Annotated in this window: 27 protein-coding genes; 4 read left to right on the top strand and 23 right to left on the bottom strand. The window is 42.9% G+C overall.

Annotated features, from left to right (window positions below; all coding sequences use genetic code 11):
* Positions 1-92: 92 nt before the first annotated feature.
* Positions 93-572 carry a GNAT family N-acetyltransferase gene (locus tag OTG27_RS06925; protein WP_235568104.1) on the top strand — a complete coding sequence of 160 codons (480 nt, stop codon included), beginning with the start codon at positions 93-95 and terminating at the stop codon, positions 570-572.
* Here OTG27_RS06925 and modB read toward each other — a convergent pair.
* Positions 534-1,187: a molybdate ABC transporter permease subunit gene (gene modB, locus OTG27_RS06920; protein WP_048678036.1), complete on the bottom strand. Its 654-nt coding sequence runs from the start codon at positions 1,185-1,187 to the stop codon at positions 534-536. The two genes, OTG27_RS06925 and modB, sit on opposite strands and share 39 nt — an antisense overlap.
* 246 nt (positions 1,188-1,433) lie before the next feature.
* On the opposite strand from modB, the gene spx reads away from it, so the two are divergent.
* Complete coding sequence (spx, locus tag OTG27_RS06915) at positions 1,434-1,829, top strand: transcriptional regulator Spx (protein WP_034314875.1); 396 nt, start codon at positions 1,434-1,436, stop codon at positions 1,827-1,829.
* Between the two features lie 55 nt (positions 1,830-1,884).
* Here spx and OTG27_RS06910 read toward each other — a convergent pair whose 3' ends face one another.
* From OTG27_RS06910 to OTG27_RS06890, 5 genes are all read right to left on the bottom strand, one after another.
* Positions 1,885-3,315, bottom strand: coding sequence for a HAMP domain-containing sensor histidine kinase (locus tag OTG27_RS06910; RefSeq protein WP_223255832.1), 1,431 nt, complete (start codon positions 3,313-3,315; stop codon positions 1,885-1,887).
* A complete protein-coding gene (locus OTG27_RS06905; protein WP_268936584.1) occupies positions 3,305-3,994 on the bottom strand; it encodes a response regulator transcription factor in 690 nt (229 codons plus the stop codon). Before OTG27_RS06905 ends, OTG27_RS06910 begins: the two co-directional genes overlap by 11 nt.
* Positions 3,995-4,266: 272 nt before the next feature.
* Positions 4,267-5,190 carry a cation diffusion facilitator family transporter gene (locus OTG27_RS06900; protein WP_057275725.1) on the bottom strand — a complete coding sequence of 308 codons (924 nt, stop codon included), beginning with the start codon at positions 5,188-5,190 and terminating at the stop codon, positions 4,267-4,269.
* 206 nt (positions 5,191-5,396) lie between these two features.
* Positions 5,397-5,525, bottom strand: coding sequence for a hypothetical protein (locus tag OTG27_RS06895; protein ID WP_255256801.1), 129 nt, complete (start codon positions 5,523-5,525; stop codon positions 5,397-5,399).
* A 97-nt stretch (positions 5,526-5,622) separates the two neighbouring features.
* Positions 5,623-6,366 (bottom strand): metallophosphoesterase family protein, encoded by a 744-nt coding sequence (locus tag OTG27_RS06890; protein ID WP_268936583.1) that lies wholly within the window; start codon positions 6,364-6,366, stop codon positions 5,623-5,625.
* A 215-nt stretch (positions 6,367-6,581) separates the two neighbouring features.
* Between OTG27_RS06890 and OTG27_RS06885 the strand changes: the two genes are divergently transcribed.
* Positions 6,582-6,716: a YjcZ family sporulation protein gene (locus OTG27_RS06885; RefSeq protein WP_063577172.1), complete on the top strand. Its 135-nt coding sequence runs from the start codon at positions 6,582-6,584 to the stop codon at positions 6,714-6,716.
* A 45-nt stretch (positions 6,717-6,761) separates the two neighbouring features.
* Here the strand turns inward: OTG27_RS06885 and OTG27_RS06880 are convergent, their stop codons facing one another.
* Positions 6,762-7,373 (bottom strand): DedA family protein, encoded by a 612-nt coding sequence (locus tag OTG27_RS06880; protein ID WP_063577173.1) that lies wholly within the window; start codon positions 7,371-7,373, stop codon positions 6,762-6,764.
* 346 nt (positions 7,374-7,719) lie between these two features.
* Positions 7,720-8,685: an NAD(P)H-dependent flavin oxidoreductase gene (locus OTG27_RS06875; protein WP_268936582.1), complete on the bottom strand. Its 966-nt coding sequence runs from the start codon at positions 8,683-8,685 to the stop codon at positions 7,720-7,722.
* Between the two features lie 82 nt (positions 8,686-8,767).
* Between OTG27_RS06875 and OTG27_RS06870 the strand changes: the two genes are divergently transcribed.
* Positions 8,768-9,280 carry a gamma carbonic anhydrase family protein gene (locus OTG27_RS06870; RefSeq protein WP_034314889.1) on the top strand — a complete coding sequence of 171 codons (513 nt, stop codon included), beginning with the start codon at positions 8,768-8,770 and terminating at the stop codon, positions 9,278-9,280.
* 64 nt (positions 9,281-9,344) lie between these two features.
* Here the strand turns inward: OTG27_RS06870 and paaX are convergent, their stop codons facing one another.
* The 15 genes from paaX to OTG27_RS06795 form a co-directional block, all read right to left on the bottom strand.
* Entirely contained in the window at positions 9,345-10,226 is an 882-nt protein-coding gene (paaX, locus tag OTG27_RS06865; RefSeq protein WP_095391064.1) for a phenylacetic acid degradation operon negative regulatory protein PaaX, read from the bottom strand.
* Positions 10,227-10,311: 85 nt separating this feature from the next.
* Positions 10,312-11,088 (bottom strand): enoyl-CoA hydratase-related protein, encoded by a 777-nt coding sequence (locus OTG27_RS06860; protein WP_034314892.1) that lies wholly within the window; start codon positions 11,086-11,088, stop codon positions 10,312-10,314.
* 67 nt (positions 11,089-11,155) lie between these two features.
* On the bottom strand, positions 11,156-12,364 hold the full coding sequence (locus OTG27_RS06855; protein ID WP_034314894.1) for an acetyl-CoA C-acyltransferase: 1,209 nt from the start codon (positions 12,362-12,364) through the stop codon (positions 11,156-11,158).
* A complete protein-coding gene (locus OTG27_RS06850) occupies positions 12,361-13,233 on the bottom strand; it encodes a 3-hydroxyacyl-CoA dehydrogenase (RefSeq protein ID WP_268936581.1) in 873 nt (290 codons plus the stop codon). The genes OTG27_RS06855 and OTG27_RS06850 overlap by 4 nt, the downstream gene beginning before the upstream one ends.
* 118 nt (positions 13,234-13,351) lie before the next feature.
* The gene (locus tag OTG27_RS06845; RefSeq protein ID WP_048678761.1) at positions 13,352-14,872 is read right to left on the bottom strand and encodes an aldehyde dehydrogenase family protein; all 1,521 of its coding nucleotides are present in this window, start codon (positions 14,870-14,872) and stop codon (positions 13,352-13,354) included.
* Between the two features lie 23 nt (positions 14,873-14,895).
* A complete protein-coding gene (locus OTG27_RS06840) occupies positions 14,896-15,669 on the bottom strand; it encodes an enoyl-CoA hydratase-related protein (protein ID WP_268936580.1) in 774 nt (257 codons plus the stop codon).
* 10 nt (positions 15,670-15,679) lie between these two features.
* The gene (locus OTG27_RS06835) at positions 15,680-16,456 is read right to left on the bottom strand and encodes an enoyl-CoA hydratase/isomerase family protein (protein ID WP_034314902.1); all 777 of its coding nucleotides are present in this window, start codon (positions 16,454-16,456) and stop codon (positions 15,680-15,682) included.
* Entirely contained in the window at positions 16,453-16,758 is a 306-nt protein-coding gene (locus OTG27_RS06830) for an EthD family reductase (RefSeq protein ID WP_034314904.1), read from the bottom strand. Before OTG27_RS06830 ends, OTG27_RS06835 begins: the two co-directional genes overlap by 4 nt.
* A gap of 20 nt (positions 16,759-16,778) precedes the next feature.
* Positions 16,779-17,276 (bottom strand): 1,2-phenylacetyl-CoA epoxidase subunit PaaD, encoded by a 498-nt coding sequence (gene paaD, locus OTG27_RS06825; protein WP_057275714.1) that lies wholly within the window; start codon positions 17,274-17,276, stop codon positions 16,779-16,781.
* Between the two features lie 24 nt (positions 17,277-17,300).
* Positions 17,301-18,101, bottom strand: coding sequence for a 1,2-phenylacetyl-CoA epoxidase subunit PaaC (paaC, locus tag OTG27_RS06820; RefSeq protein WP_057275713.1), 801 nt, complete (start codon positions 18,099-18,101; stop codon positions 17,301-17,303).
* On the bottom strand, positions 18,091-18,450 hold the full coding sequence (paaB, locus tag OTG27_RS06815) for a 1,2-phenylacetyl-CoA epoxidase subunit PaaB (RefSeq protein ID WP_034314912.1): 360 nt from the start codon (positions 18,448-18,450) through the stop codon (positions 18,091-18,093). The genes paaC and paaB overlap by 11 nt, the downstream gene beginning before the upstream one ends.
* 18 nt (positions 18,451-18,468) lie before the next feature.
* Positions 18,469-19,425, bottom strand: coding sequence for a 1,2-phenylacetyl-CoA epoxidase subunit PaaA (gene paaA / locus OTG27_RS06810; RefSeq protein WP_063577181.1), 957 nt, complete (start codon positions 19,423-19,425; stop codon positions 18,469-18,471).
* Positions 19,426-19,560: 135 nt separating this feature from the next.
* Positions 19,561-19,779, bottom strand: coding sequence for a ferredoxin (locus OTG27_RS06805; RefSeq protein ID WP_268936579.1), 219 nt, complete (start codon positions 19,777-19,779; stop codon positions 19,561-19,563).
* Positions 19,780-19,828: 49 nt separating this feature from the next.
* Positions 19,829-19,969 (bottom strand): hypothetical protein, encoded by a 141-nt coding sequence (locus OTG27_RS06800; protein ID WP_268936578.1) that lies wholly within the window; start codon positions 19,967-19,969, stop codon positions 19,829-19,831.
* Positions 19,970-19,990: 21 nt separating this feature from the next.
* Complete coding sequence (locus OTG27_RS06795) at positions 19,991-21,319, bottom strand: phenylacetate--CoA ligase family protein (protein ID WP_106026698.1); 1,329 nt, start codon at positions 21,317-21,319, stop codon at positions 19,991-19,993.
* Between the last annotated feature and the right edge of the window lie 232 nt (positions 21,320-21,551).

The following is a 21,551-nucleotide window of genomic DNA, read 5'->3' as shown; positions in this document are numbered from 1 at the left end:
ATATTGTTTGTCGATTATAACACAGACTGATTAGAAACAATAATCCCCCTCTTCCATTATAATGTAATGAAAAGGAGTGATAGGATTTGATCATGAGAATTCGGGACCTGGAATCAGACTATGGCCAGCAGCTATTTAAACTGCAGAAAGAATCCTATAAGGTGGAAGCGGAAATGATCGGTTTTGCCGATATACCTCCTCTATTGGAAACATATGACCAATTCATACATTGCCATGAAACGTTTTTATGCTATTTAAAGGGTGATGCCTTAGCTGGTGCCATATCTTATACAAAAGAGTATGGCCAATTGCTGATTTGCCGAATGGTCGTCCATCCTGATTATTTTCGGCAGGGTATTGCGGACGCATTGTTGCATGCTCTCCAATTACACGTCGACTGGGAAAAGATATCCGTTTCGACCGGTAAAATGAACCTTCCCGCACGAAATCTTTACGAAAAAAACGGATTCACCCATAAAGAGGACGTAGAAGCCGCACCTCGCTTATTCATAAGCATATACGAAAAACAGCATTCATTTTATGTATGTCACGATAAAAAGCATAATGAATGAAATGACAATGATTACGGCAACCCATAGCCAGGCCAATGTCATATTCCCGGAGTCCATGGCGATATAAATCGCGGTCGGTATGGTTTGTGTCTGTCCGGGAATGTTTCCGGCAAACATGAGTGTGGCCCCGAATTCCCCCAACGCACGCGCTGAACTTAGGATGGCACCTGTGACGATCGATTTGACCGCCAATGGGAGGGTTACAAACAGGAATAACCTCCACTCCCCGGCCCCGTCAACCCTTGCTGCATTTTCAATTTCTTCATCTATACCTTCAAAGCCCGTTTTAGCGGATTGGTACATTAGCGGAAAAGCTACCACGGTAGATGCAATGACCGCAGCCCACCACGTGAACATCAAGGGCTGGTCAAAAACCCTTTCAATGAATTGTCCCGGAAGTCCATTCTTGCCAAAAATCACGATCAATAAAAAACCAACGACGGACGGCGGCAAAACAAGCGGCAATAAAAACGCTGTTTCCAACAGGACTCTTCCCCTGAATTGCTTTTTAGCCATCATTCGCGCAAGGAAAATTCCTAAAATGAAAACAAGGATACCCGCCAGTCCCGCTACTTGTATCGATAGCCTGACTGGTGACCAAAAATCCCCTGTCATGATACTTCTCTCACATCACTATTAAATATCGGCATATGCAGGTCCTTATTCGGTTTCATTACCCAAACCGTTTCCTTTTCATTAAAGGCAGATTTCATTCATTTTCTCCCTTTCCTTTTAAAATAACATTTAAGTTTATTTTTCTTGACATCTTGCTGACACAAAGAAACGTTAAAGTAAGAGTATCACAAATATAAAAATAATTTCATTCCAATAAACTTGAAAACTTTGAAGGAGTCGATTTTAATGGTAACAATTTATACTACTCCAAGCAGTTTAGCCTGTCGTAAAGCAAAAGCTTGGCTTAAGAAGAACGAAATTTCCTTTAATGAACGTAACCTATATTCCCAGCCTCTTTCTATAGAAGAAATAAAAGAGATTTTACGTAAAACGGAAGGCGGGACAGATGAAATCATCTCTACCCGTTCCAAAAAATTCAAAAGCCTGAATATCGATATAAATAATACACCGCTTAATGATCTTTGCAAGCTTATTCAAGATAACCCGGATTTACTTCGCCGGCCAATCATTTTCGATCATAAGAACTTGCATGCAGGATATAATGAAGAGGAAATGGGACGCTTCCTTCCAAGGAAGGTCCGTCATGTACAATTATGGCGGGCAATCAGCCAATTAGCTTAATTAGTTAGCATTCTGCATAATAAGAGGGTTGTCCATTACCAGGACAACCCTCTTATTATATTTGATCCGCTTTTTCTATGACAATCGTGAAGATGGTGCCTTGTTCATTGCTATCCTTAAGCACAAGATCTCCCTTTTGCGCTTTTGCGAGCATCTTACTGAATGGCAGTCCCAAACCTAAACCGCGTACCTTCAACTTTTTGTTTTCGCCACGATAAAATGGTTCGAACACATATTGCTGTTCATGCTTTGGAATCCCCCGCCCGCTGTCCAGAACATCAATACAGATTCGTTCTTCATCCTTTTCATAAAGATGAATCGCTATTTTGCCTTTGCCGTCAAGTGCATGTCTGGCATTATTCAAAAGGTTAATGACGATTTGCTGCATCCGCAAAGAATCAATTTGACCAAAGACCGGTTCATCAGGAACGCTTATCTCCAAAGCGAACGCTTGATCATCATCTTGGGTCACCTGCCAGCGATAAGCGATTTCCTTGATGAATATATTGATATTCTCTTTTTGCACCCGGATTTTAAAAGCGCCTGCCGATATGGCATTATAATTGAGTAAATCCTCTATCATACCTTGTAAACGCTGAGTTTCCTTTAATGAAATATCGAGGAATTCCTTACTTTGCTCTCCCTTGACGACATCATCTTTCACCGCTTGTATCAGTCCGCTAATGGAAGTGACTGGCGTTTTCAAATCATGGGTTACGCCCGCGAGCAATTCCGCCCGCAACTTCTCCATGACCTTCAATCGATTGGTCATTTCCTTAAATGATTCTATCAGTTCATAGATTTCTTCTTCCTTGATTTCCTCTTCCTCTTTGAAATGGATATCATAGTTGCCTTCACGAACCTGGACCGCGGCGTTAGCTACGTCTTGGATGGGGCGCGAAATCTGCCTGGAAAGAAAATAAATGACGCCCGTTCCGAGAATCAGAAGTCCTCCAATCATTATCGCCAACAAACCATGATCTTGGTTGATTTCCTTCAATGCCCCTTCTTCCTGGGCAATGACCACCCAGCCTCTCGTCTCATCATTGAACGTAATGGGGGATTTGACGACATATACTTTGTTGTCGGAAATCTTGACCTTTTGGACCAACTCCGTATTTTTCATGATGACGTCCGGCAGTTTATTTTCATCCGGATCGATATACAACTGCGGCATCGTATATATGATGGTGGCATCGGGATCGACGATATAGATGATTGGCTGTTGATTGAGATGGAGGATTTTCTCCCGTTCCTCAACAATTTCCGAAAGGATCGGGCCAACGACAATCTGGCCATTTTCCTTTATCGCCCGATCGGATGTTTCATCCGCTAAGTACTTTAGAAGGCTGAGCCTATATTCCAAAGCCGTTTTTTCCATCCACCATAAGGAAAAAACAGATAATAATATCAAACCGGAAATCAAGGTCAATACGTATCTCTTTGTCCAATAGCGTTGTAAAGTGGTTCTTTTTTTAGTTTTCATAGACACTCAATTGATACCCCAATCCACGCAATGTTTTTATTTCCCCCTCAGTTACCGGCCATGCATCTATCGCCTTCCTGATACGTTTGATCGCCAGGTCCACCGCACGGTCACTGCCGTCATAACCCATGCCCCACACCTGGTCGAGCAGCTGTTCCCTCGTGAAAATTTGATTAGGGTGCTTAGCGAAAAAAACGAGAAGAGACAAATCACGCGGCGTCAAGTTTATCTCTTCCCCATTCAAATGCACCATATATGACAGATCATCGATGATTAAACTCCCAAACTCGTGTACATGACCATCTTCCGTAACGACCGATGATGATCTTCTTAAAACGGCATGCACCCGGGCCACGACTTCTTCAGCAACGAAGGGTTTGGAGATGTAATCATCCGCACCTGACTTAAATCCCGATAATCTGTAATCGACATCTGTCAGTGCAGTCAACATGATAACCGGACATGTATCGCCCTCCCGAATTTCCTTCAATATATCCCAGCCTTCCTTACCCGGCAGCATGACATCCAACAGGACAAGATCTGGCTTCGTTTCTTCAAACACTGGAATGGCCTTTAGCCCATCGTAAACTTGGACAACATCAAAACCTTCCCGCTCCAAATATGCTTTCAATACCATCGATATGGCAATTTCATCTTCTACTACAAGAATTTTTTTCATATATGGATTCCTCCTTCCTGAATTATAGTGGAATTATTTTGTATATGCTAACTATAAAAAAACACCAAGCCTTTTCCCTCAATTTTACCCTTTTTATGTGTCAGGATTATGTTCTCAGTAAAATTAACCGGTGTTTTCACTTCGAAACTTGTGTAAGTGATCTCGATTCATTTTAACAGGAATGCCGCTATGTGATCGTAAAAATCATACAGAAAAATCATGAGCTCCTCATTACACTTTAAAGAGGCTGGCTCTAAACTGAGCCAGCCTTTTCAATTACATGTCTCGTGTGGATTGGGACAGCCCGCTTCCTGCCTTTCCACTTGGATCGTACTATGTTCAATTCCAAACTGATCATGAAGTAGTTTTTGCGCTTCTGCTAAAACTGAATCGTGATTACCGTTCTCATCTATGACAACATGGCAGCTCATTGTCAAAAAACCAGAAGTGATCGTCCAGATATGGAGATCATGGACATCGGATACACCGTCCAATTTTACCAAGGATGCTTTCACTTCATCCATATCGACTTGATCTGGTGTGCCCTCCATCAAGATATGGAAAGAATCCCTCATTACCCTAAAACCGCTGATAATAATTAAAATCGCGACTATGACGCTCGCAATAGGATCTGCAATTCCCCAATCGAAAAAATAAATCAAGAGTGCGGCCGCAATGGCACCCACAGATCCAAGCATATCACCAATGACATGTAAAAAAGCACTTCGCACATTCAGATTGTCTTCCTTATCTCCGCTCATTAAAATCCAGGCGGCAATGACATTAACAAGTAAGCCAATGATTGAAATCATTAGCATTCCCATACTTTGAACCTCAGGAGGATCCAGGAACCTCTTAATTGCCTCAAAGAAAATAAATACGGATATGACGATCAATGTCAATCCATTCAAGCAAGCAGCAATGATCTCAAACCGTTTATACCCAAACGATTTGGACGATGTCGCTTTCCTTTCCCCCAACCTTATCGCTGTATAACTAAGCCCTAATGCTGCCGCATCGCTAAGCATGTGACCTGCATCCGACAGTAAAGCCAGACTATTTGTCAAGAATCCCCCAATGACCTCTACTATCATAAATGTGGAGATTAATAAGAAAGATGCCAACAATGCTTTTTTATTGTTAGAATGGTGGTGCCCGTGCCCATGATCATGGGAGTGACCATGATGATGTCCCATGCCATCCCTCCTCTCGATTTGAAACTTATATATAGTATGGGATAAATCCAGAATGGTTTCAAATGATTCACTTCAGGGATTTCACTGGCTGCAAAAAGAGCCATCAAACGGGCAGAAGTGATTTTTTACTAAAAATAAAAATCGGACTTCAACCAATTCAAAGTAAAAATAAACGCTACAGACATTTCCTGCAGCGTCTTCCCCGTTTATTTTTCCTCTTGCATCGTATCATCGACAATGGCATACAGATCCTTATTAAACAATTCATCATTACAGACAAGACTATGCCGTTCCATCTCTTCCTGTTCTTGAATTACCTGTTCATTTTCCTTCATGACCTACCTCCAGCTTCATATTGTTTGCCTATTAGCGTATCCGCAGGCATGTACCTTTATGCTCAACATTTCCCCAACCTTCATCTTTTATAAACGTTTAGGCCTGCTGCCCGCCATGGAAGGCACGTATAATGAATTCATGCTCTGGAACTTGTAAGCTTTGGTACGATGACAGGAACGATGTATTATCATAGGCCACTTTTTCAAGCTTTACCTGAATACCCGCATTTTCAATTGAAACAATGGCATAAGGAGCAACTGGTTCACCATTACAGCCAAGAGAACCAGGGTTCAGGAATATCGTTCGGTCATTTTTATAAAGGTGGATAGGATGATGGTGTCCGAATCCTATTAAATCGTGATGCTGATCTTTGAAAAGCATTTCCAAGTTATTTAAACTCGGTTCAACGATTTTACTATATGGATTTTGGCTTATGTGCTCATCCAATTTCTTCGGTTTCATGTGATAATGGGTGAAGTAAACGGAGTGATCATTAATGATATGATGTATGGTTCGAGGCAATTTTTCCAATTCATTTATGAATTTCCGCTGCATCCTTTCAGCTATCCATTCATGATGCTCCTTAACATGAATATGTCCGTCCGGATGCGGCTCCCCGTTAATGATGGCCAGGACAGCTTCATCATGATTTCCAGTTATCATCGATAAATCATTTCTTGAAAATAAAAGTTCAAGGACTTCATTTGTATCCGGGCCAATCCCAACCATATCTCCCAAACAATAGAGACGATCTATTTCTTCCCTTTGATCAATATCCCTAAGGACGGCTTTTAACGCTGAAGCATTACCATGCACATCCGTTATAATGGCAACTTTCATGACTTAATTCAGCTCCCTTCCTCCACAATCCACATGGTATATTATAACATTCAAAACGAAATCAAAAAAATATTCGGGCTTAATCCCTTGGTTTGCCCACGCCCATTTTTTATGAATAAGCAAACACTTCGGCCTAGAATACATAGTATGAAGTATTCCCGGTAAAGATGTTTTGCTAGGTATGTAATTCATAATATATATGAGGAGGAAATCAAATGGGTGGAAATGGTAACGAATGTTGTGGCGGCGGTTTCGATAACGGATTCGCTTTGCTGATCGTATTATTCATCTTGCTGATCATCATTGGATGCAGTTGGGGATTCGGCGGCGGCTTCGGCGGATGCTGCTAATAATGACATAAATCAAAAAGGCGCCTGTTCATGGCGCCTTTTTTGTTATGGATTGACTTTTATTTTTTCTCTTTGCTTTTGTTTTCGAGTCTTCATAATGAACCAAATGACTATAAGTGCAATGGGGATAAGCAAGAAATTCGCATATTGTGAAAAGATGGCTCCCGCCTGCTCCCATCTAGGTCCTAACTTAAACCCTAAATAAACATAAACGCTTGTAACAGGAAGCATCGCCATATAGGTATATAAGATGAATTTCCAAATATTCATTTTCAATATTCCACATGGCAGCGACACGGCGGTACGAATACCTGGTACAAACCGTCCAAAGAAGGCAATTCCCCCACCATACCTTTCAAAGAAGCGGTCAGCTTTGTTCAACTGCTCATCTTTGATTAAAAAGTATTTTCCGAACTTTAATACAAGCGGCCTCCCGCCATACTTGCCTAAGGCATAAAGCGTCAATGGTCCCGTTACCCCGCCAAGCGAACCGGCAAGGATAGTCAAGTATAAATTCAAATCACCTTGATAAACCCAGTATCCTGCCAGTGGCAAAACTATTTCAGCAGGAATGAATTCAAAAGTCAAAGCTAGTAAAACACCGAAATAAGATAAAGATTTAAACGCTTCAATCATATCCATTATTAAAGTTTCCATTGAGGTTTCCCCTTTTCTAACTTTTATTACATATAAAAAGGAGTGCACCAAAATGAATCCGGGCACCCATGATGTCAAAAAGGACATTTTACATTGTATCACAAGTTAACCCCAATTTTTCCATAACGTTATCCTAAAACAATGTTCTTATGGAGTCCCTGTTTTGTTATCGGGCTATTTACTACAGAACTATGCTTGTATGAGGAACGATAATAGAATATCAGATGGCCCTGAAACGAAAAAAACTTGAGGACGAATTGACCTCAAGCATTCGATATAGTTAACCAAGTGAATAGCCCCTAAATAGGTAGATATGTACACATAACAAGATCGGTACCCTTAGTTCTCAAATCATAAAAGGGGCAGAGAGCCTGCTCAATCCATCCTCCATATGTTTTTTCGCATCTTTCATCATGCCATCAAGTAATTCCTTTACCGTGGGTATATCGTCAATCAATCCGGCAACCTGGCCGCTGTTCATAAAACCATTGGTAACATCCCCGTTCATCGCTCCATTAATATGATGGACTTCAGAGGTCATTTCACGATAATTCACAGGAGACAGACCCTGCTTCTCCAGATCCAGCACTTTCTCGGTATATGGGTCCTTCAATACCCTTCGGACCTGTCCAAATGATCTGCCCAAAATTACTGTATCATTGCCCATCGCTTCGATTAGTTTCTGCTTATATGACGGATGGAACGGTGCTTCTTGTGTAGCAATCAGCCTGGTTCCCAATTGGACGCCTGAAGCTCCCAGCATCAACGCAGCTGCCAACCCCTGCCCATTACCTATTCCGCCAGCGGCCAGAACGGGAAGCGTCACATGCTTGCTGATTTGCGGAATGAGTGTAAACGTCGTCATTTCCAGGTTCGAGTTGATGCCGGCAGCTTCAAACCCTTCTGCCACCAGCACATCTGCCCCTGCTTCTTGTGCTTTTTGTGCGTGCTTGACCGACGCAACGATGGCAATCACTTTTATATTCTTTTTTTGCAATAGTGGAATGAAAGGGGCAGGATTCCCTGCAGATAAGGATACTACAGGTATATCATGCTTCAGGACAAGATTCACTAATTGATCTGTATATGGACTAACGTTTATTGGAATGTTCAACGCAAAATTGTTATTGGTTTTATCTTTGGTTTCGAGAATGATGGCTTCTACCTGTTCAGGAGTCATGGTACCGCACCCTATTGTTCCCAGGCCCCCTGCATTGGATACTGCAGCCGCAAGACTTGCATTGCTTATATTCCCCATGCCGCCTTGAATAATTGGATATTTTATCTTAAAAAGTTCACAAATATATTTCACTTTCATCCCTCCCAGTCAATTTAATGTTATACTATATTCATTAGAAAAACAATTCTGACTTTTTAAAAAAAGGAGCGAGACTATGATTATTCCGTACAATAATAAAAAACCATCCATTGATGATACCGTTTTCGTGGCACCCGGCGCTCATTTAATCGGTGATGTTTCGATTGGGAAAGACTCGACCATTTGGTTTAATTCCGTACTGCGCGGTGATGAAGATTCAATTACAATAGGAGAAAAATGCAGTATTCAGGATAATTCAACCATTCATTTATTTGAAGGATGCCCGGTTGTCATTGAAGATGAAGTGACGGTCGGTCACAATGTCATCCTGCATGGCTGTAAAATAGGCAAACGCTCCATTATTGGTATGGGTTCAACGATATTGGATAATGTAGAGATCGGCGAAGAATGCATCGTCGGAGCGAACACATTGATTTCCTCTGGCAAAATCATACCTCCACGTTCATTGGTCATTGGTTCCCCGGGAAAAGTGGTTCGCCGTTTGAATGATAAAGATCTTGAATTGATCCAACTTTCCATCGATACATATGTTCAAAAAGGGAAAGACTTCAAAGGGATACTCGATTAATTATTGCAAGGAATTTGAAAAGAGCTCCGGCCAGTCGTCGTTAACGGCTCGCTGAAGCTCTTTTTCACTTAATGATGAGTGGATGGTCCTTGGCATCATAGGTTTCATCTTTCCGGCATAAATCATTGTTTTCCTGAAATACGCTTTCAAAGAAACGGCTTGCTGGTTCAGCCAAGACTTGATAATATTGGCTAAATAAAAGAGCAGCATGATTCCCATTCCACTTAGAAGGCAGAAGTTCCTTTGGCAGGCCCGGATCGATGAATAAAAATTTACGGTATTCATGCACCAAGTTCGTTCGTTCCACAAAACAATCTGCATCGGACATTTCGCCCCTGCTAATGATGCTTTGATGAACGATGAATTGTTTACTGTATTTCTCGATGAATTCTTCATATTTATTTTCAATCTCTTCTAATTGCCAGCTCTTCTCTACAAGCGATTGGTTTTCTTTTGGACCTTTGTACTCCGAGATGAAAAAATCAACATATTCATCTATGTCATATTTCTCGATCAAGCGATTGATTTGCTTTTCCAAATCATTGGGGGAAATCCAGCAACCACTTGAAAAACTGCCAAACCCGCTCCATAATAATTCTTTGCGGAGATCATCCCGTAATTGCCGCTTATCTTCAGGGATCGTGTACATTAAGATGCGCCATTTACCATCCCATTCATTCGGTTTCATCTTATATATGCGATTGGCCGCTTCATCCATTCTCTGCACACCGCGATCAGTCAAAAAATAATAGCTTTTATTTCCCTGCTTCTCTGACTGAATCCACCCTTGCTTGACCATTCGTGAAACGGCTACACGAACGCCCTGCTCATTATGGCCGAATTCCTTTAACAAACGAATTAAACTGCCTATCCAGATTTTACTTCCATAGTTACGGATATAATCGCCGTATATCGTAAAAATCATGGATTGTGTATTAGTACCTATCTTTCTCACCTCGTCCTAACATTGTTACTATTTTCACACGGAAGACATAATAATTATTATATCTTTTTAAAATGAAAGCGCAATATTATTCACCAGTAAATCGCGCTTTTCTCCGTTCACTAAATGCCAGGAGCGCTTCCGATCTATCTTGAGTCGGAATGGTCAATTCATAGGCTTTTCCTTCTATGGCCATTCCCGTTTGCAAGTCCGTATTCATTCCTTGGTCAATCGCATATTTGGCTTGTTTGACTGCAATCGGCCCATTCTTCATGATATTGGCTGCCAATTCCTCACAGGCTGACATTAGACGATCCCTTGGTACGACCTTCAAAAGGATCCCTAATTGACATGCTTCTTCCGCAGTCAATTTTTTAGCGGTGAAGATCAATTCCTTCGCCTTCATTTCCCCAATCAACCTCGGCAGCCGCTGTGTACCGCCTGCTCCCGGAATAATGGCCCAGCTAGTTTCAGTGAGCCCCAAAGAAACACCTTCCGCAGCAATTGCAAAGTCACATGAAAGCAGCCATTCAAATCCTCCCCCCAATGCATATCCATTGACGGCAGCCATTGTCGGCTGCGGAAGCCCTGCGATACTATTAAAAACATCGCGAATCGCTTTAACGTTCCTTCTTACTTCGGCATCATTCAAAGACTTCCTTTCTTTCAAATCCGCTCCCGCGCTGAATGCTTTTTCCCCTGCACCGGTGAAAATGACGACACGGATATCGCCGTCATAATAAACGGCATCGATGACTTGCTGCAGTTCACAAAGTGTCTCATAGTCGAAGCAGTTCAATACGTCGGGCCGATTCACTGTTATATAGCCGATTTGATTTATCACTTTATAAATAACCTTGGACATGAGTCTCCTCCCCTTTTTGAAAAAATGACCCTTATGCAGATAAAATTAATAAGGGCCATACGCTTAATCATTCTTTATCGATATTTTCTATAATGGCGGATATGCCTTGGCCGACGCCTACACACATCGTCGCAAGGCCATAGCGTACTTTCCGCTTTTTCATTTCGTGGACGAGTGTTGTTAAAATACGCGCCCCGCTTGCACCGAGCGGATGGCCAAAAGCTATTGCCCCGCCGTTGACATTCACTTTCTCCTGATCCAATTTCAATTGGCGGATGCACTCCAAGGATTGGGAAGCGAATGCTTCATTCAATTCCACCAGCCCGATGTCTTCAATCGTCAAACTTGCCCTCTCCAATGCTTTTTTAGTGGCATGAATCGGGCCAAGGCCCATAATGGACGGTTCCAAGCCCGCTACCGCCCCTACAACATATTTGGCCAGAGGCTTCAACCCAAGCTCCCGTGCTTTTTCTGCACTCATCAAAAGCAGTGCCGAGGCTCCATCATTTACACCTGAAGCATTACCGGCGGTTACAGTGCCGCCTTTAAAGATCGGTTTGAGTTTTTCCAGCTTTTCGATGGTCGTGTCAGGACGAGGGTGTTCATCCTTCTCGATAATGACCTCATTCCCTTTTCGATCCGTATATCGAACAGGTACGATTTCATTAATGAAACGCTCATTTTCCACTGCGTTTTTCGCCCTTTGCTGGCTTTGATAAGCGAATTGATCTTGGTCCTCCCTTGAAACAGAAAAACGCAGGGCGACGTTTTCAGCCGTTTGAGGCATGGAATCCGCACCATACATTTCTTTAAGTTTCTCATTCGTGAAACGCCATCCGATCGTTGTATCCTGAAGCTCCATTGACCCCCGCGGAAATTCACTTTCAGGTTTGGCCATGACGTACGGCGCCCTTGTCATGCTTTCAGTACCCCCTGCGATATATATATCGCCTTCACCGACTGCAATGGAGCGTGCAGCATACATGACGGCATCCAATCCGGATCCACATAAACGATTTATTGTCGTTCCAGCTACATTTACCGGAAGACCAGCTAAGAGGGCGGACATCCGGGCCACGTCGCGATTATCCTCTCCCGCTTGATTTGCATTCCCGAAGATGACATCCTCAATTTGATCAGGCGGCAGCTCTGGATTGCGATCTATCAGCGCCTTGATTACAATTGCGCCGAGGTCATCCGGGCGAACGCTTTTCAATGCGCCTTTATATCTTCCGATAGGTGTTCTCACAGCATCAATGATCACAACATCCTTCATTTCCTCACCAGCTCGCCGTCTTTTGTATAATCGTACACACCTTTACCAGACTTACGGCCGAGCCTGCCAGCTTTAACATACTGTTCAAGGAGGGGAGCCGGGCGGTATTTCTCACCCAGTTTACTATGTAAATATTTTAAATTATTCAAGCGGGCATCCAATCCCACCAAATCACCTAGCTCAAATGGTCCCATTGGGTAATTCAGCCCTAACTTTATTGCCTTATCGATTTCTTCTGGTGTTCCTAAGCCTTCTTGAAGCATAAAGAACGCTTCATTACCTACCAAACAGCTGATCCTGCTTGTAACAAACCCAGGGAATTCATTTATGACCACGGTCTCTTTCCCCATTTTTTCGGCTACCTCTTTTATTATGGCTGTCGTTTCATCGCTTGTTTCAAGACCACGTACAATTTCAACGAGCGGCATTTTTTGTACAGGATTGAAAAAATGCATGGCAATCGTTTTTTCGGGACGCTTTCCATAAGAACCAATTTCCGTCGGACTCATCGTGGAAGTATTGGTTGCAAAGTAACAATCTACTTTTGCATGGATTTCAATCGTTTCGAAGACTGCCCTCTTGATTTCCGCCTTTTCCGGAACTGCCTCTATGATCAAGTCGGCATATGCTGCTGATTCTTTCAGATTGGCAGAATAGGTAAATCTGCTTTTTGCAGCTGCCGCTTCTTCCTCGGTAAGCTTTTGGTAGCGCAAACCCTTTTCAAAAATGGAATCGATTTCGTTTCTAGCACTTTCCAAAGCATCCTGATTCACATCCACCAATATTACATTAAAGCCCCCTATTGCTCCTACATATGCTATTCCCCTGCCCATGACACCAGATCCGACGACCACTAGATTACTAATCATTCGTTCATTCCTCCTTCAAAAATAAATAGGGCTGGCTGTGGGTGAATCAGATAAGCATTCAACCATACCTGAATTACTTTTCCGACATACCGTTCAGCCAGCCGTCTATTTTATTGTTTTATTGAATTCCAAATGGATTTAACGGACGGCTTCCATGATAGGAAATGATGCTTTTCGTTTCTGTATAAAGATCAAGTGTCTCAATGCAAAGTTCCCGGCCGAATCCTGACTGTTTATACCCTCCGAAAGGTGTTCCAGGAAATGCGGAGAATGGGCAATTCACCATGACGATTCCCGCTTCTATTTGATTGGCCACTCTAGTCGCACGCCCGCCATCTTTTGTCCAAAGGGCTGAACCCAAACCGAATTCCGTATCATTCGCGAGCCTCACAGCTTCTTTTTCATCTTTGAATTTCATTATGACAACGACCGGCCCAAATATTTCCTCTTTCACTACATCCATTTCATGATTGACATTCGCTATGACCGTCGGCTCATACCAATAACCGTTTTCGAAACCTTCAATGACCGCTGGCTTTCCTCCCGTCAGGATTTTCGCTCCATCAGTAATGGCAGATTGGACATAATTGTCGATGACATCCAATTGCCCTTGATCTATGACTGCACCGATGTGTGTTTCTTTGTCGAGCGGATTGCCCAATTTCAATTTTTTCGTCTTTTCTACGAATCTGGCAACGAACTCATCGTATATGTCTTCGTGAACGTATAAACGGGATCTAGCTTCGCAAGACTGCCCAGTATTATAGAAAATTCCATATAATGATCCATCGATGGCTGCTTCAAGGTCTGCATCTTCAAAAACAATATTAGGGGACTTGCCGCCAAGCTCCAATGTGACCCTTTTTAATGTCTGTGAAGCCTTGCCCATAAGATCTCTGCCGATTGGCGTAGAACCCGTGAAGGCCACCTTATTCACTTTCGGATGCTGAACAAGATAATTCCCTACGTCCGATCCAGGACCTGGAATGATATTGACCACGCCTGAAGGAACACCTGCTTCTAAACAGATTTCCCCTAAAACAATGGCCGTCAGCGGCGTTAACGAGGCTGGCTTAACGATCACTGAACAGCCAACCGCGATTGCAGGTGCAATTTTCCACGCAGCCATCATCATAGGGTAATTCCATGGGATGATTTGGGCACAAACGCCTACTGGCTCTTTTTCCGTATAGTTATGGAATTGACCAGGCACATTATTCACAGATCCGCGGTGTGCAACTAACGCTCCTGCATAAAACTCGAAATCTTCAATTGCCTGCATGACTTGGCCTTGCGCTGCAGAAATGGATTTGCCGCTGTTCAGGACTTCCAATTCAACCAATTCATTAAAGCGTGAACGCATGATCGCTGCAATTTTGTTCAAAACACGAGACCGTTTGTTAATCGGAGTCCTCTTCCATTTCCCGTTATCAAATGCTTCACGTGCAGCTTGAACAGCCTTTTCTGCATCTTCCTTGGTCGCCTTTGCAACCTTGGCAATGATTTCACCAGTCGCAGGATTGTACGCATCAATCGTGGAACCATCCGAGCTTTCCACTCTTTCTCCATTAATGATCAGATGATAATAATCACGCTTCATTTCCGCTTTTTCAAATGCCGCCTCTTGTACTCTAACCATGTAATCCCACTCCCTTTTCTATATTACTTGCCTATGAATTGAGCTTTCCTTTTTTCAGTGAATGCTGCCACACCTTCTGCATAATCCTTCGTTAAGCCAGCAATGCGCTGACCCTCCGCTTCTTCTTTTAAGTATTCTTCCAATGAAAGATGATAGGACGCCTCTAAGTATCTTTTGATTAATCCGATTGCCTTCGTTGGTTTGTTTGCGATATTCTCTGCAAAGGCTTTCAATTGCTCGTTCCACTCATCCACACCGATCACTTTTGTAGCGAGCCCGATATTTTTCCCCTCGCCAGCCGTAACCTTTTCGCCCAATAAAGATAATTCCAAGGCCTTCGCATGACCAACGATTCGCGAAAGGTAATACAGATTCCCCGAATCAGGAATCAATCCAATATTGACAAAGGCATTTAAAAAACTGGCTTTTTCAGAAACAAGCCGAAAATCGCATGCCAGCGCCAGGCTGAAGCCAGCACCTGCAGCCACCCCATTGACTCCTGCAATGATCGGTTTTTCACAGTTTGCTATTTGCTCCATCATCGGACCGTAATCCTCACGCAGCTTCTGGCCTAAATTCATGCCCTCATCAACATCCGATAAATCCTGCCCCGAACAAAATGCCCTGCCTTCCCCAGTAATGATAATGGCCCGGACTTCATCTGCCCCCGCGGATATTTTGATCGCTTTCTGTATTTCCTTATTCATTTGGGACGTAAAGGCATTTAGTTTATCAGGACGGTTCAAAGTAAGCCAAGCAACTCCATTTTCAACCCTATATTTGATCGTTTCGTACATAGAGCACCCCTTATCCGCCTGTGAATTTTGGCTCCCTTTTTTCAACAAATGCTTTCATTCCTTCTTTTTGGTCCTCTGATGCGAAAAGGATATAGAAATTCTTCCGTTCAAATTGCATGCCCTCATTTAAGGGATAATCAACGGCCTTATTGATGGATTCTTTGATCAGCCTTACAGCTAACGGGGGTTGCTTTGCTATCTTTCTAGCAAAGTCAACCGATTCTTCCATTAACAATTCAGGTGCAACGATCTTATTAATGAAACCATATTGCAGGGCTGTCTTTGCCTTTATCCTTTCAGCCGTCAATATCCATTCAAGTGCCTTCGTCTTGCCTACCAATTTCGTCAACCTTTGGGTTCCTCCTGCACCAGGCATGACCCCTAGTGTCACTTCAGGAAAGGAAAACTGGGTATCGCTGGCGGCAATCAGGAAATCACAGGATAAAGCAAGTTCAAAACCGCCGCCGAATACAAAACTTTTCACCGCACCAATCACAGGCTTCTTGACTAGGCTTATTCGGTCCCAATCGGCAAATTGGTTCGTTAACTCCATACTGATTGGATCATCGTTCACCATCTCGTCAATATCAGCTCCAGCGGAAAATGCTTTTCCATTGCCCGATAGCAAAATCACCTTCACTTGCGGGTCCCGGTCGAATTCTTCCATGGTTGAAACTATTTCCCTAACCATTATCCTGTTAAGGGCATTAAGTTGCTTAGGCCGATTTAAAGAGATATAACCAATTCCATCCGAGATTGACGTTTCGATGAATTGAAGCGCATTCATTTTATTTCTTCACCGATCATCATCGTTACAAGTTTCCCGGCAAAGCCCATTAGGTCTTTCCCTGATGCTTTTCCTTCCGGGGAACGCATTCCTTGTTGCAATGCATCATGGTCTTCATAATACATTTCACAAAGAATGTAGTACTCAGAGTCTTTGCCCATTGGGGTCCCTACAATTTTAGTGACCTCCATTTTTTGAAGACCAGGAATTTTTTCCGTTATCGGACCATGTACATTGAAGTAGTGCTCATCGAATTCTTCCTTGTTTTCAGGTTGTTTATAAAGGGCGATTAGTTTTACCATTTTAGAAAACCTCCATTTTATTAGATTATTTTTATCATCGGTTTCATCGCTTCGAACGGATTTTTGCATGCCTTACAATATAAAATGCTGCGGCAGGCCGTTGGACCGAAGATATTTTCCATCGTGACATATGTCGATTCACAATATGGGCAATCCACATGCCATGATCCATCACTTTTCATTTGTCGAGGAGGAGGGGAGATTCCGAAAACCTTCAATCCAGCTTTCCCCTTTTCCGTAATTCGATCGGATGTCCAGGAAGGAGAACGTAAAAATTCCACACTTACATTTTTTACGGCAGGCAGCTGTTTAAGGGCTGTTTCCACATTTTTTTGAATGATCGACAATGCCGGGCATCCAAGAAAAGTTGGCAGCATTTTTACCGAAACGTCCTGGCCCGAAACCGTCACGTCTTGGACCATCCCTAAATCCAGAATACTTACTGTATCGATTTCGGGATCTTTAACGTCTTCCAGGAGCCTATATATTTCTTCTGTGTTTAACTGTACGGTCGCCATGGTACCCCTCCCCTTTCTATTGATTCACCATGAAGCTGCTTTATCGCTTGCGTATACTTCGCTTAACGTTTCTAGCGCCTTTTCCAAATCTTCCGTATGCTGGCCATTGCGGCCATCACCTCTTGCCATCCCTATTTGAATCGTTGCTGCCAAGCCGACACTTTCAAAAATTGGTGTGATGGCCTCGATCCATTTTTTCTGTAAAACAGCTTCGCCCTCTATCAAGCCGAGCTCCACCATTTCCTCCCCATATTGTCCAAGTGAAAATACGCCAGCAAAATCGGGCATTGTTTTACCGATCGCCGCTTTCATTCTCGAAACCGCTTCCAAGTGACCAGATCCCAGCAATTGGACGAACCAGGTTTTCCAGTGCATCAAATGATAGTAAAGTTCCATCTGTACCTTTTGTGCCACTTCAGCAAGCGGTTCATATGAACATGAATGAAGGGATTGAACCTTAATTGCCTTGGCTTGGGTATAAAAATAATTCCGCACTACCGCAAACGCCCAATCATAATCCGGGTCTTTCATATAGTGACCAGGACCATTGACCAATTCGAGAATGATCGCATTGCGCCGTTCCTTGGCGGGACGGTCATGAGCCAGCTTATCCGCATCCCCTTCACCGAGTTCATCAAGTAACTTATAATAAATGGCTGCATGCCCCATCGTGTCTTGGGATATCGAGGCGGATGCAACATCTTCTTCGATATGCGGTGCGAGTCCCAACCATTCTGCACCACGGTATGAATGGATGAAGTCATCGTCTGCCAGTTGAAGCAGCAATTCCTTGATTGCGATGTCCTTCAATGATTCATTCCTCATTTTTCACACCTCCAGCCCAAGACATTATCTCTTTTTCATCGAGCATTCCCTGCTCATACTTCCGCCATTTTTTCTTTAAATACCCGTACCCTTTTGTGGTCCTGTAGTCTTTATTATCGATACGTTGAAGCGTTTTCTTTTCCTCAGCCGTCATTTTCCGTATATTCCGTCTTTTCACGACCCAGATATCATCAACCGCTTCACGTCTCATGAAGTTTTCTTGTGCCATCATGATGGCGATATCCTCATTCGGGGCGAGCAGGCTGAAGTGGTATTGAACGGGTGATGATTGCGTTTTACGGCTGAATACTTCAAATTCTTCAAAGTAATTTCCTTGTCTAGTTTCCATATCTTCCTTCCCCCTCCCTTAAATGACCTTTGGCGCCAATGCCTCGCGTACCCATTTATTTTTTTCATAAGAATTTCTTCGAAGACTTAAGCGATCCTGCGAACGGGGACCTTCATTCCTTGCGAACACCTTCAATTTCCCCCAATCGGGTTGTTGGTAAATCCAGGTTTCAGACTCTTTGTCAAACCTAAGCGATTCATCTGGAATGCTGAAGCCAAGCGAAAGGATCCGCTTCACATATTTGGAAAAAAAAGCTTGTCGAAGTTCTTCATTCGTACTGGTTCTGATTTTGTACTTAATCGTAATATCCTGTTTGGATGTGCCCACTTCATTCTTACTGGGAGGTCCAAAGAAAAGTAATAAAGATTCCCACCAATAATTGATGGAGTCTTGAACCAATTTCCTTTGTTCTTCCGTCCCTTCAGCCAAAGCCATGATAATCGCTTCACCATGCTGCGCGTGAAAAACTTCTTCCGCGCAAATCCTCTGTAATGCCCGGGCATAAGGCCCGTATGAGGCACCAAGCATGTTCGTCTGGGAAATGATGGCTGCACCATCAACCAGCCAGCCAATCAATCCAGCATCGCCCCATGATTTGGCTTCCATATGGAAAACATTATGAAACTTTAAATCTCCTTTAAACAAATCTTGCATGAGGTCATCCCGTTTTTTGCTGTAAGGCTTTAGCAAATCCTCGGCGACGCGAAGCAATAATTGCCCATGCCCCATTTCATCCTGCACCTTTGCCATGATTCCAAGTTTCCTATTTAAGGTCGGGGCTTTAGGTACCCATTCCTTTTCTGGAAGCGCCCCCATGATTTCACTGATTCCATGCATCGATATTAATTTGATTAAAGTGCCCCGGTATTCTTCCGGCATCCAATCATCCGCCTCTATCTTTTCTCCCGCTTCGATTCTGGCAATGAATTGATTTAGCTTTTCTTCCCCTGCCATATCATTTAAAAGAACGTTCATCCAAATCACCTCTTTTTTCAAATATAACGTTTATATAACGTTATTATATTTTACCGTTATACTTTATGCAAGACTATTCTGTCTTTTTTTAAAATAAAAGGAAATTTTCTGGGTTTCTTTGAATCTTTTAATCCACTAAAACTTTAAAAGGCGAAGTTTCCACTTAGACTCTGTCGGACACCCCTCCACCGCATCATCCAGATCATCAAAGAAACCTTCCGGGACCTCTGCAGTTCCTTCATTTTCATCCAGGATGACAAATGCCACTCCCTCATCATTGTAATCAAAGATTTCTGGTGCAGCGGCACCGCATGCAATGCAAGTTTCTTGATCCACAACTGTATATTTTGACAAGAGGCCCTCCTCCTTCTCCATTTCATGATTGGCTCCATCTTCTCTTCCATTAAGAGATAAACCCATATTTAAACACGATTGCATCCGCTTTATGTATGGCGTTTGCTTGTTCGATTTCTTCAGCTCCACTTATTCCAATCGATACTTCAGCTGGAAAGAACTGAACGACAGAATCGTCCGGTTTCCACATCCATATTCATGAGCATGGAATTTACAGACGAATGACTTCATCCTTCCGCTTATCAACGACACGAATCGCTTTTCCTTCTGAACGGGGAATGCTTTTTGGGATGTTGACAACAATATCCATCGTGACAAGACATGCGGATTTCAAATGATGCTGAATCGTTTTCCTTAATATCTCTACATTCCCATGCGTTAAGTCTTCTTCAATCTCTTTGTAGAAACCGCTTTCAATTTCAATGTGCAGTTCAACACCATCCATATTTCCCTTCTTAACGAGATGAATCTGATAGTGCGGCACAATTCCCTCCATTTGGAATAACACACGCTCTATTTCAGATGGAAATACATTCACTCCCCTGACTATGATCATATCATCCGTTCTGCCCTTAACACGGGACATTCTAGTTGTCGTACGCCCGCATTTACACGGTTCATGTGTGATTGAGGCGATGTCCCCTGTACGGTAACGAATGATTGGAAGCGCTTCCTTTGTAAGGCTGGTGAATACAAGTTCCCCATCTTCGCCGTCCTCAACCGGTTCAAGCGTGTCCGGGTTAATGACCTCGACAAGAAAATGGTCTTCTGCGATATGCAGTCCATCCTGTGCTTCATGACATTCAATCGCAACTCCCGGCCCCATGATTTCACTCAATCCGTAAATATCGATGGCTTTCAATTTCAGTTTCCTCTCAAGTGTTGCCCTCATTGCCTCCGACCATGGCTCAGCTCCGAAAATTCCGTACTCAAGCCCATTATCAGCAGGATCAATTCCCATCTCTTCCATCTTTTCAGCGATATTCAAAATATAGGTAGGGGTTCCGCAAATGCCTCGCGGTTTAAAGTCATTGATGATCGTAATCTGCCTATCGGTATTCCCCCCTGAAATGGGTACTGTCGCAACCCCTAGCTTTTCTGCCCCACAATGCAAGCCCAGGCCCCCTGTAAACAGACCATATCCATATGCGTTATGGAAAATATCTGACTTGCGGCCTCCTGCAGCTACAATTCCACGTGCGACGATTGTTGCCCAGATTTCCAAATCATTTTTCGTATACCCGACAATTGTAGGCTTTCCGCTCGTTCCGGATGAACCATGAATGCGTGTTACATCCTCCATCGGAACGGCAAATAATCCGAAGGGATACTGATCACGAAGCGTCTGTTTTTTTGTAAAGGGAAGCTTTATCACATCGTTTAGAGTTTGAATATCTTCTGGTTCCAGGCCCATCTCCCTAAACTTTTCTCTGTAATAAGGTACATTTTCATAAACATGGCTAATCGTTTTTTTAAGGCGTGCCATTTGTAAACTTTCCATTTCAGCACGCGAAGCCGTTTCAACTTCCGGATTGTACATTTTTTCAGTCCCCCTCAATTTTACTATTGTCCCACCGACATTCATAACAGTAATAAAACGGAGAATAAATTATTGTTATGATTTAGTTCAAGATTAATACGTCATTTCAACGTTGTCAATCATGTTTTTATAATTCAGATAAAATGACTGAATAGACAAAATACCAATTTACTAAATTTTCAGACTATGTTAATTTTAACAATGATATATCATTTTATCAAACACTCGTTTT

Source organism: Peribacillus sp. AS_2, assembly GCF_026891895.1.
In the GTDB taxonomy this organism is placed as follows: Bacteria; Bacillota; Bacilli; order Bacillales; family DSM-1321; genus Peribacillus; species Peribacillus frigoritolerans.
Note: the sequence above shows the minus strand (reverse complement) of the source record. Positions and strands in the feature narration are given on the sequence as shown.

Coding starts and splice junctions, on each gene's coding strand:
- OTG27_RS06925 (WP_235568104.1), top strand. CDS start 93: ATGAGAATTCGGGACCTGGAATCAGACTATGGCCAGCAGCTATTTAAA.
- modB (WP_048678036.1), bottom strand. CDS start 1,187: ATGACAGGGGATTTTTGGTCACCAGTCAGGCTATCGATACAAGTAGCG.
- spx (WP_034314875.1), top strand. CDS start 1,434: ATGGTAACAATTTATACTACTCCAAGCAGTTTAGCCTGTCGTAAAGCA.
- OTG27_RS06910 (WP_223255832.1), bottom strand. CDS start 3,315: ATGAAAACTAAAAAAAGAACCACTTTACAACGCTATTGGACAAAGAGA.
- OTG27_RS06905 (WP_268936584.1), bottom strand. CDS start 3,994: ATGAAAAAAATTCTTGTAGTAGAAGATGAAATTGCCATATCGATGGTA.
- OTG27_RS06900 (WP_057275725.1), bottom strand. CDS start 5,190: ATGGGACATCATCATGGTCACTCCCATGATCATGGGCACGGGCACCAC.
- OTG27_RS06895 (WP_255256801.1), bottom strand. CDS start 5,525: ATGAAGGAAAATGAACAGGTAATTCAAGAACAGGAAGAGATGGAACGG.
- OTG27_RS06890 (WP_268936583.1), bottom strand. CDS start 6,366: ATGAAAGTTGCCATTATAACGGATGTGCATGGTAATGCTTCAGCGTTA.
- OTG27_RS06885 (WP_063577172.1), top strand. CDS start 6,582: ATGGGTGGAAATGGTAACGAATGTTGTGGCGGCGGTTTCGATAACGGA.
- OTG27_RS06880 (WP_063577173.1), bottom strand. CDS start 7,373: ATGGAAACTTTAATAATGGATATGATTGAAGCGTTTAAATCTTTATCT.
- OTG27_RS06870 (WP_034314889.1), top strand. CDS start 8,768: ATGATTATTCCGTACAATAATAAAAAACCATCCATTGATGATACCGTT.
- OTG27_RS06860 (WP_034314892.1), bottom strand. CDS start 11,088: ATGTCCAAGGTTATTTATAAAGTGATAAATCAAATCGGCTATATAACA.
- OTG27_RS06855 (WP_034314894.1), bottom strand. CDS start 12,364: ATGAAGGATGTTGTGATCATTGATGCTGTGAGAACACCTATCGGAAGA.
- OTG27_RS06850 (WP_268936581.1), bottom strand. CDS start 13,233: ATGATTAGTAATCTAGTGGTCGTCGGATCTGGTGTCATGGGCAGGGGA.
- OTG27_RS06845 (WP_048678761.1), bottom strand. CDS start 14,872: ATGGTTAGAGTACAAGAGGCGGCATTTGAAAAAGCGGAAATGAAGCGT.
- OTG27_RS06840 (WP_268936580.1), bottom strand. CDS start 15,669: ATGTACGAAACGATCAAATATAGGGTTGAAAATGGAGTTGCTTGGCTT.
- OTG27_RS06835 (WP_034314902.1), bottom strand. CDS start 16,456: ATGAATGCGCTTCAATTCATCGAAACGTCAATCTCGGATGGAATTGGT.
- OTG27_RS06830 (WP_034314904.1), bottom strand. CDS start 16,758: ATGGTAAAACTAATCGCCCTTTATAAACAACCTGAAAACAAGGAAGAA.
- paaD (WP_057275714.1), bottom strand. CDS start 17,276: ATGGCGACCGTACAGTTAAACACAGAAGAAATATATAGGCTCCTGGAA.
- paaC (WP_057275713.1), bottom strand. CDS start 18,101: ATGAGGAATGAATCATTGAAGGACATCGCAATCAAGGAATTGCTGCTT.
- paaB (WP_034314912.1), bottom strand. CDS start 18,450: ATGGAAACTAGACAAGGAAATTACTTTGAAGAATTTGAAGTATTCAGC.
- paaA (WP_063577181.1), bottom strand. CDS start 19,425: ATGAACGTTCTTTTAAATGATATGGCAGGGGAAGAAAAGCTAAATCAA.
- OTG27_RS06800 (WP_268936578.1), bottom strand. CDS start 19,969: ATGTGGAAACCGGACGATTCTGTCGTTCAGTTCTTTCCAGCTGAAGTA.
- OTG27_RS06795 (WP_106026698.1), bottom strand. CDS start 21,319: ATGTACAATCCGGAAGTTGAAACGGCTTCGCGTGCTGAAATGGAAAGT.